Annotated in this window: 6 protein-coding genes; 5 read left to right on the forward strand and 1 reads right to left on the reverse strand. The window is 38.4% G+C overall.

Going from position 1 to position 9290, the window contains the following annotated elements; genetic code table 11:
* The first annotated feature begins 10 nt into the window (after positions 1–10).
* The 5 genes from R5R67_RS15845 to R5R67_RS15865 all read left to right on the forward strand — a co-directional run bounded on the left by R5R67_RS15845 (position 11) and on the right by R5R67_RS15865 (position 6935).
* Complete coding sequence (locus tag R5R67_RS15845; protein WP_001171028.1) at positions 11–1846, forward strand: extracellular solute-binding protein; 1836 nt, start codon at positions 11–13, stop codon at positions 1844–1846.
* A 29-nt stretch (positions 1847–1875) separates the two neighbouring features.
* Positions 1876–2928 carry a microcin C ABC transporter permease YejB gene (locus R5R67_RS15850; protein WP_000536095.1) on the forward strand — a complete coding sequence of 351 codons (1053 nt, stop codon included), beginning with the start codon at positions 1876–1878 and terminating at the stop codon, positions 2926–2928.
* Positions 2928–3938, forward strand: a complete 1011-nt coding sequence (locus R5R67_RS15855) for an ABC transporter permease (protein ID WP_000008529.1) — start codon at positions 2928–2930, stop codon at positions 3936–3938. The genes R5R67_RS15850 and R5R67_RS15855 overlap by 1 nt, the downstream gene beginning before the upstream one ends.
* A complete protein-coding gene (locus tag R5R67_RS15860; protein WP_000550795.1) occupies positions 3916–5505 on the forward strand; it encodes an ABC transporter ATP-binding protein in 1590 nt (529 codons plus the stop codon). The genes R5R67_RS15855 and R5R67_RS15860 overlap by 23 nt, the downstream gene beginning before the upstream one ends.
* A 185-nt stretch (positions 5506–5690) precedes the next feature.
* Positions 5691–6935, forward strand: coding sequence for an NADH:flavin oxidoreductase/NADH oxidase family protein (locus R5R67_RS15865; RefSeq protein ID WP_000077966.1), 1245 nt, complete (start codon positions 5691–5693; stop codon positions 6933–6935).
* Positions 6936–6993: 58 nt separating this feature from the next.
* Here the strand turns inward: R5R67_RS15865 and R5R67_RS15870 are convergent, their stop codons facing one another.
* Positions 6994–9108: a TonB-dependent siderophore receptor gene (locus tag R5R67_RS15870; protein WP_000364471.1), complete on the reverse strand. Its 2115-nt coding sequence runs from the start codon at positions 9106–9108 to the stop codon at positions 6994–6996.
* Positions 9109–9290: the final 182 nt, after the last annotated feature.

Genomic DNA, 9290 nt, shown 5'->3' on the forward strand with positions numbered 1-9290 from the left:
TTAGTACTTTATGCAAAAGTTATATTCTCAACTGAGCCTGCTAGTCGGGCTCAGTGTTTTTTCGCAAGTTATATTCTCTGCTCAGCAAACCACGCCGTATATCGCAATTCATTCTAAGCCTAAATATCTGGCAATGGCTGCTATGCCTTATGCCAACCCGAATGCACCTAAAGGCGGAGTATTGAGTCAGGCTGCGCAAGGGACATTTGATAACTTAAACAGTATGAACGGTAAGGGAAATGCGACAGAAGGGGTAAATTATCTTTTTGATACTTTAATGACCCAGTCACTTGATGAAGTGGGCGTGTTATATCCACTCTTGGCAGAAAAAGTTTCGTATGATCCTATAAAAACTCAGTCAGTTACTTTTTATTTAAACCCAAAAGCTCGATTTAGTAATGGGCTGCCCGTAACAGCTGAAGATGTGAAATTTAGCTTTGATACCTATCAAACCAAATCTAATTTTGGTCTACAAATGTATCTTGCAGACTTATCGAAAACAGAAGTGATAAACCCACATCAAGTTAAATTCACTTTTAAGTCCAGCCATAATCCTAAAATGCCATTTGTTGTGGCGAGTTTACCGATTTACTCAAAAGCAGATTGGCAGAAACGCGATTTTACCCGTATTAGCTTGCAACCGATTATAGGTTCAGGGCCTTACGTTGTTGAGAAAATTGATGCAGGTCGGAGTATTAGTTATAAACGTAATCCGAATTATTGGGCAAAAGACTTACCTATTAATAAAGGGCGCTATAACTTCGATCATTTAAAGTATGTTTATTACCGAAATTGGGAGATTGCATTCGAAGGTTTTAAATCTGGGCAATATACCTTGCATGAAGAAACTAATCCAAAAAAATGGGTCACTGACTATCATTTTCCGGCTGTAAAAGCAGGTTTGGTAACGCAATATAAATTTAGACATCATAACCCCATTGCAACCGAGAGTTATGTTTTTAACACAAGGCGCAAACCTTTCAATGACATCCGCTTTAGACAAGCTTTGACTTATGCCTATGATTTTGAATGGCAAAATAAAGCTTTGTTTTACGGACAATATCAAAGACTACAAAGTTATTTTGAAAATAGTGATTTGGCAGCGACAAGTCGTCCTTCAAACAATGAAATGGCCATATTAAAGCCTCTTTTGCCAAAGCTTTCTCCAATCATGCAAAAAGCTGTTTTGGCTGATTGGAAATATCCAGCTTCAGATGCCAGTGGTTTTAACCGGCAAAACCTATTACTTGCTAGACAGTTGCTGATTGAGGCGGGTTATAAAATTAAAGAAGGGCAGTTATATACGCCCGAAGGCAAACCTGTACAAATTGAGTTTCTCATTCAGCAAGATGGCAAACAAAGAACACTGATGCCATTTGTAAGAAATTTAAAAAAATTAGGAATTAATATTAATTTACGGCAGGTTGATGCGCCGCAATATTTAGAGCGTACACGCCGTTATGACTTTGACATGACTACGATGAATTTGCCTCAATCTTTAAACCCGGGCAATGAACAGGCTCAGTTCTGGGGAAGTGCAGCAGCAGTTCAAAATGGCAACTATAACTACGCTGGTATTCGTAATCCGGTAATTGATGAGGTCATTTCAAAACTGGTCACTGCCAAAGACCGTGAACAGCAAATCACTTATACTCATGTTCTTGACCGATTACTTCGTGCAGGATATTACCAGATCCCGACTTATGGAAAAGGGGATTATTGGTATGCGTACTGGAATATGTATCAGCAGCCTAAAGTGAAACCTGTGCTCTCTGCCGGTATAGAGTATTGGTGGAGTAATGCAAACCAAGCTAAGAAAGTTGCTCAATATTTACATCAACAATAAAAGCACGTACCTAAAGGAAATCCTGTTATATGGGTTCATATATTCTAAAGCGACTTCTTTTAATGATTCCAACGTTGTTCATTATTTTATTGATCAACTTTGTGGTCGTGCAAATTGCACCGGGTGGACCAGTTGAACAGGCAATTCATGAAGTAGAAAGTGGCTTAGGAGCAGGGCGTATATTAGGCACTGAAATGTACTATCAAGGTGCTAAAGGTTTAAGCCCCGAAATGGTCGAGCAAATTAAAGCCCAATACGGGTTTGACCATCCTCCAGTAGAACGTTTTTTACTGATGTTAAAAGGCTATTTGACTTTAGACTTTGGACAAAGCTTTTTTAAAGATAAATCAGTGGTTGAGCTGCTCTGGGAAAAAATGCCTGTGTCAATTTCACTTGGGCTATGGAGCACTTTGCTGATTTATCTTATTTCAATTCCACTTGGAATTAAAAAAGCGAAGCAACAAGGGACATGGTTTGATCGTTCCACTTCTTTATTGCTAGTGGTGGGTTATGCAGTACCCAGCTTTGTCTTTGGTATACTGCTTATTGTCTTTTTTGCTGGCGGTTCATATTTTCAGTGGTTTCCATTACAAAACCTAGTGTCAGATAATTTTTATCAATTGAGTTGGTTCGGAAAAATTACGGACTATTTATGGCACATGACGTTGCCGCTTATTACCATGGTGTTGGGTGGTTTTGCCAGCCTAACTTATCTAACCAAATATTCATTTTTAGAAGAGCTTAATAAACCTTATGTCTTGGCAGCTTATGCAAAAGGTTTAAATAGTCAACAAGTCTTATATAAACATGTATTCCGTAATGCCATTTTAGTGGTTCTTGCTGGATTGCCTGAGGCTTTAGCAGGCATTTTCTTTGTGGGAAATCTTTTTATTGAAATTATTTTTCACCTAGACGGTGTGGGTTTGTTGGGCTTTGAAGCAATTGTTCAGCGAGACTATCCGGTTATTTTTGGCGTATTGTTTTTCTTCACGCTTTTTAGCCTGCTTTTACGTCTTATTTGTGATGTACTGTATCAATGGATTGATCCGCGTATTCACTTTGACGCACAAGGAGGCAAATAATGTCTTTTATTGTGCGATCACGACTGCAAAAGTTTAGGCAACATAAATTAGGGTGGGCAAGCTTTGTTTTATTTAGTCTCATTTTGATGATGTCCTTAGCTGCTGAGCTCATTGCTAACGACAAACCATTGTTGGTGAAATATGAGGACGCTTATTATTTGCCTGTCTTTAAAACATATCCCGAAACCACTTTTGGTGGCGTGTTTGAAACAGAAGCAGATTATAAAGATCCCGCTGTACAAAAGCTTATCAATCATAAAGGATGGGCTATTTGGCCGCTTATAAGATTTTCTTACCAGACTCCTAATTTAGATTTAGCTGTACCTGTGCCATCACCACCTTCTAAGCAGAACTGGTTAGGGACAGATGACCAAGGGCGAGACGTGCTTGCACGTATTCTCTATGGGCTTAGAGTCTCATTACTTTTCGGCTTGGCTTTAACAGGTTGTGCAGCACTACTTGGTATTTTTGTGGGTGCTATACAAGGCTACTATGGTGGCTGGGTCGATTTGTTAGGGCAACGGTTGGTAGAAGTTTGGAATGGTTTACCCATGCTCTTTATGGTCATGATTTTGGTCAGCATGTTTACCCCAAATGTATATTGGCTATTTTTTATTATGCTGTTCTTTAGCTGGACTGTACTTGTGGGAATTGTCCGTGCCGAATTTTTAAAAGCGCGTCAACTTGACTATGTGCGTGCGGCTCAGGCTTTAGGTGTAACTGATAGAGCAATTATCTTTAAGCACATTTTGCCAAATGCCATAAGTTCTAGTCTATCGCAGTTACCTTTTATTTTGACGACTAATATTATTGCTTTAACCGCACTCGATTTCTTGGGCTATGGTTTGCCGCCAGATGCAGCCTCTTTAGGTGAGTTGTTGTTGCAAGGTAAAAATAACTTAGACGCACCGTGGTTGGCTTTATCTGGGTTTTTTAGCTTAGCTTTTGTATTGTCATTATTAATTTATATTGGGGAGGCGGCACGTGATGCATTTGACCCAAGAAAATAACTTAAATGTAGATGCTAGATTGCTAAATATAGAAAACCTTTCAATCTCTACGCAAGATCAGCCTTTATTAGAAGGTCTCAATTTACACTTACAAGCCAGAGATACGCTTGCAATTGTAGGTGAGAGTGGTTCAGGTAAAACAATAAGCTGTTTGGCGATGATGGGGTTATTACCAGAAAAATTAAAAACATCTGGTCATATTATTATTGATTCAAAAAATATTTTAGAAATAGACGAAAAGACGCAAACACACATCCGCGGCCGCCAAATTGCCATGATTTTTCAGGAGCCTTCTACGGCTTTAAATCCATTGCATCGTGTTGAAAAAATTGTCGGTGAAAATTTTATTTTACAAGGTGGGTCAAAAGCGAAAGCTCAACAGCAGGTAATTCAATTATTAAAAGATGTAGGAATTGCTAATCCAGAGTACATTTTAAAGCGTTATCCGCATGAACTTTCAGGTGGTCAAAAACAGCGGGTGATGATTGCGGCTGCGCTTGCACTTCAACCTAAGATTTTAATTGCAGATGAACCAACTACTGCGCTTGATATGATTTTACAGACGCAAATTTTAGAATTATTAAAATCTTTGCAAAGCAAATATGGCATGGCGCTGATTTTGATTAGCCATGATTTAAATTTGGTAAGCCGTTATGCTGATGAACTGATTGTATTACACAAGGGCCAAGTTGTAGAGCAAGGTAAGCTTCAACAGATTTTTGAACACCCAACTTCAGTTTATACCCAGCAATTGTTAGATCATAATCTTGGTTTCGCTGAGCAATGTTCAACCAGTCATAAAATTTTATCTGTTCAACAACTCAATGTTAAATATCCAATACGACGTGGTTTCTTTAACCGAATTCAGGGTTATACCAATGCGGTTGAAAATGTAAATTTTGAGCTTGCTCAAGGCGAAGCATTAGGCATTGTGGGTGAAAGTGGATCCGGAAAATCTTCATTGGCTTTGGCTCTGGTTCGATTAATTAAAAGTGAGGGACAGATTAACTTTCTTGGGCAAGATATAAACCACTTAGAACAAAAAGCTTTACGCAAGATCAGGTCAGACTTACAGATTGTTTTCCAAGATCCATTTGGTAGTCTAAACCCACGTATGACGGTAGGGCAGATTATTGCTGAAGGGTTAAAAGTCAAAGCGATAACTGATAAAGAAATTAAACAGCAAGTTGAATCAGCTTTGATAAAAGTTGAGTTGGCAGAGGGCTTTCAACATCGCTATCCACATGAACTTTCTGGTGGGCAACGACAACGTGTTGTTTTAGCGAGAGCTTTAGTAGTTCGACCTAAACTTTTAATTTTAGATGAACCAACGTCTGCCTTAGACCGAACCACGCAAAAAGCGATGATTCAATTATTACGACGTTTACAACAAACAGAGCACTTGAGCTATATTTTTATTAGTCATGATTTAAATGTGGTCAAAGCACTATGTCATAAAGTGATGGTATTACGACATGCAAAAGTTATGGAATATCAGTTGACTGAGCAGTTGTTTAATGCCCCAAAAACTGAATATACCAAGCAGTTAATTGCGGCAAGTTGTTAAATTTATTTAATAAGATTATGTTTTATAAAAATAAATTTTATTTAAATTTTTAATGCAAAAAGTTGCATTTTTTTATATTTTTTAAATTTGACATGTGCTATTGTCAGTTATCGATTTTCCCTTGACATGACCTATAACTCATCTAAATTAGAGTAATTGCTCTAAAATATTAAAAGAGGTTAACCATGAGCCAGATTGCACAACCAATCACAATTCGAAATACCACATTTAAAAACCGGATTATTAAAGGTGCAATGAGTGAGGCACTTGCAAACTATGAAGGCCAGCCGAATGACTTACATTTAGGTTTGTATAGTGCATGGGCCAAAGGTGGTTTGGGCTGTGCGATTACTGGAAATGTTATGGTCAATGTAGAGGCCAAAAACGAACCCGGGGTAGTGGTGATTGAAACCGAGCGTGACCTAGAGCGTTTAAAAGAATGGGCAGCAGTCGGTAAACAATATGGGATGGTACAACTTATCCAATTGTCTCACCCTGGTCGTCAGTGTCCAAAGGGCCTAAATAAAGAAACAGTTGCACCTTCGGCAGTTCCTTTTAGCCCAGCTTTAGCGACTATGTTTGGTACTCCACGCGCTCTTACGCATGAAGAAATTTTGGATATTATTAAACGTTTTGCGACAGCTGCTCGTATTTGTGAAAAGGCAGGTTTTGAAGGGGTACAGTTACATGGTGCACATGGCTATTTAATTAGCCAGTTTTTATCACCATTAACCAATAAACGTACAGACCAGTGGGGTGGTTCAATCGAAAACCGTACTCGCTTTTTACTAGAAGTTTATAAAGCAGTACGTGAAGCAACTTCTGATAATTTTATTATTTCCGTTAAGCTCAACTCTGCCGATTTCCAGCGCGGTGGTATTAGTGAAGAAGATGTGATTTCGGTATTTAAAGCAGTTGATGAAGCAGGGATCGACTTAATTGAAATTTCAGGTGGAACTTACGAAGCACCTGCAATGGCTGGTGCCAAAGCTGATAAACGTAAGGCAAGTACTATTGCACGTGAAGCATACTTTCTAGATTTTGCTGAAAAAATCCGTCAGCATGTTAAGTGTAAGCTTATGGTGACAGGCGGCTTTCGTACGGTCGAAGGTATGAATGCTGCTTTGGCAAGTGGTGCATGTGATTTTATAGGTATTGCTCGTCCACTTGCTGTTGAAACTGATTTAACTGACCGTTTAATTGCAGGCCAAGACGTTCGCTACGCCGTAAAACCAATTAAAACAGGGTTACCTTTTGTCGATAAAATGGCAATTATGGAAATCATTTGGTATGCAGCACAATTTAAAGCCATTGGGCAGGGTAAAAAGCCAAATCCTAAACTTTCACCTTTAATTGTGTTTTTAAATTATGCCAAGGGTAATATTAAGGCTGTTGTTCAAGGACGCGTGAATTCACGTAAGTCAGCGTAAAAATTTCTTAAAGTAAAGGTACTATTTCTAAGGATGAAATAGTACCTTTATACTCAATTTAGAACGTATAGCTCATACCTAATTGAACGGTACGTGATTCACCCGGATAAGCATATAAATTGAAAGCACTTTCATCATAAACTTTATCAAAAATGTTCTTCACATCTAAGTTAAGACGAAGTTTTGGTGTCGCCTGATAATAAGAAACCAAATCTGTAACTGCATAACCTTTCATGATATAGGTACTATTGGCTGTCTGACCTGCACGTTTATCAATATATTTTTGATTGATGCCTAGACCTAAGCCTTGTAAAGGACCATCCTGAAATTCATAGATATTTAAAAGATTAAAACTATTCTTTGGAATATTGGCTAGAGCTGTTCCTTTTTGCAAAGTATTGTCTTTAGTTACTTCCGCATCTGTATAAGCATATCCACCAATAATTTTCCAAGCTGGTGTAATTTGACCAGCAATATTTAACTCAATGCCACGGCTACGAACTTCGCCAGTAGCGACTTTATAAGCTGAATCAACAGGGTCTAGTGTTAAGACATTTTCTTTATTAGCGTAAAAAATAGCGGAATCAATTGATAACATATTATCAAGTGCTTGCCATTTAAAACCTAACTCGTAAGCCGTACCTTCTTCAGGATCAAAACCTTCTCCGTTACGGCTGGCGCCAGTATTTGGTTTAAAAGATTTTGCAGCATTGCCATAGAGTGAAAGGTCATCACTTGCTTTATAAACTAAGCCTATACGTGGAATAAATGCATCATGACTGGTATTCCAGTTGGTAGTATTTGGTAATAGGTTTTTGTAATCGTGCTCGTAATGTTCAAATCGTAAGCCTAAGAGTGCACTTAAACGCTCATTTAAGTCGATTTGGTCTTGTACAAAAAGGGCCGTTGTTTTTAAGTTTTCACGGTCATGTGTGGTTACACGATTGAGCTCAGGTAAAGGTTGCCCTAAAACCGGATTATAAATATTAATAGGGTAGCTACCGATATCTCCGCTTGAGCGAATAATGTATGACTTATAATCATAATTTTCATATTTAAGCCCAGTCACTAAAGTATGGGCTAAACCTAAAAGCTGAAAATTACCTGTGAGATTAATTTGGGCATCGGTATCTTGCCATTTTAATTCGCGATAATTGTAATTTCGCCCTAATGTTTCTCCATCAGCCTGAATGCCATTTGCTTCTACTGCATAGCCATGCAATTTGCCATTTAAATATTGCACGCCAGCATTTAGCTTCCAGTCATTCCCAAGGTCATGTTCAACTCGTAATTGAGTCATATTGTTATCATTGTAGAGTCGATTGTAGTATTTACCCGTTTCCCATAAATAGGTTTCTGGTGAGCTATTAAAAGATTTCTGTGTTGGATAACGTGTATGACCACGGTCGAGTGGATGTTGGTTTCTTAAAATATCGGCTTCAAAAGTAACCTTGGTGGCATCAGTAGCTTGCCATTGAATGACTGGTGCAATTCCATAACGTTTAGATTCGACATGGTCACGGTAACTATCCCCACCCTCTGCAATTACATTTAGGCGATAACCAATATTTTCTGCATTTGGGATAGTACCTGTTGTATCGACAGTAGTGCGATATAAACCTTCACTGTTGAGCTGTGCACCTAAAGTGGTTTGTTGCTCAGACTTTGGTGTTTTAGAAATTAAGTTAAACGTACCACCTGGGTCACCACGTCCATATAAGCTAGAAGAGGGGCCACGTAAAACGTCTACACGTTCAATTGTGTTGCTATCCGGCGCATTTGGATAGCCACGGTTAATTGGAAACCCGTTTCGATAAAACTCACCACTGGTAAACCCACGCACGTTAAAACCAGTTAAACCTTGACCACCAAAGTTATTAGCACGAGTCACGCCACCAGCTAAATCAAGTGCTTCAACTAAGCGAGTTGCACCAATATCTTCAATTACTTTTTGGGTTACCACGCTCACAGATTGCGGGGTATCTTGTAATGCAATTTCACTACGCGTAGCACTACTGGAACTATCCACTTTATAAGTCTGGTCAGATGCCTGTTGGGCTTTAATTTTGATAGTTGCAAGAGTAGTCGAAGAGTTGTTCGTGTCTGCAAAAGCAGCTGGAATACAGCATAGTTGTGCAATACTCAGGGAGAGAAGGCGAAGCTTAAGATCCATTTAAAACCTTTTTGATAATAAATATCAGTATAAAAATAAGAATTATTATATTGTAAATCTATGTAAAGGAAATACTGGATCAGTGATATATTTGCACAAGTGTATTTTATTTAGAAATAAAGAAAAATATAAAAAGAATAAGAAGACAGAACTTAGAGAGAAAAATTTTATATGAAGAGAAT

Origin of the sequence: Acinetobacter sp. OYA S30 (genome assembly GCF_033599315.1) — a bacterium.
Classification (GTDB): Bacteria; Pseudomonadota; Gammaproteobacteria; order Pseudomonadales; family Moraxellaceae; genus Acinetobacter; species Acinetobacter baumannii.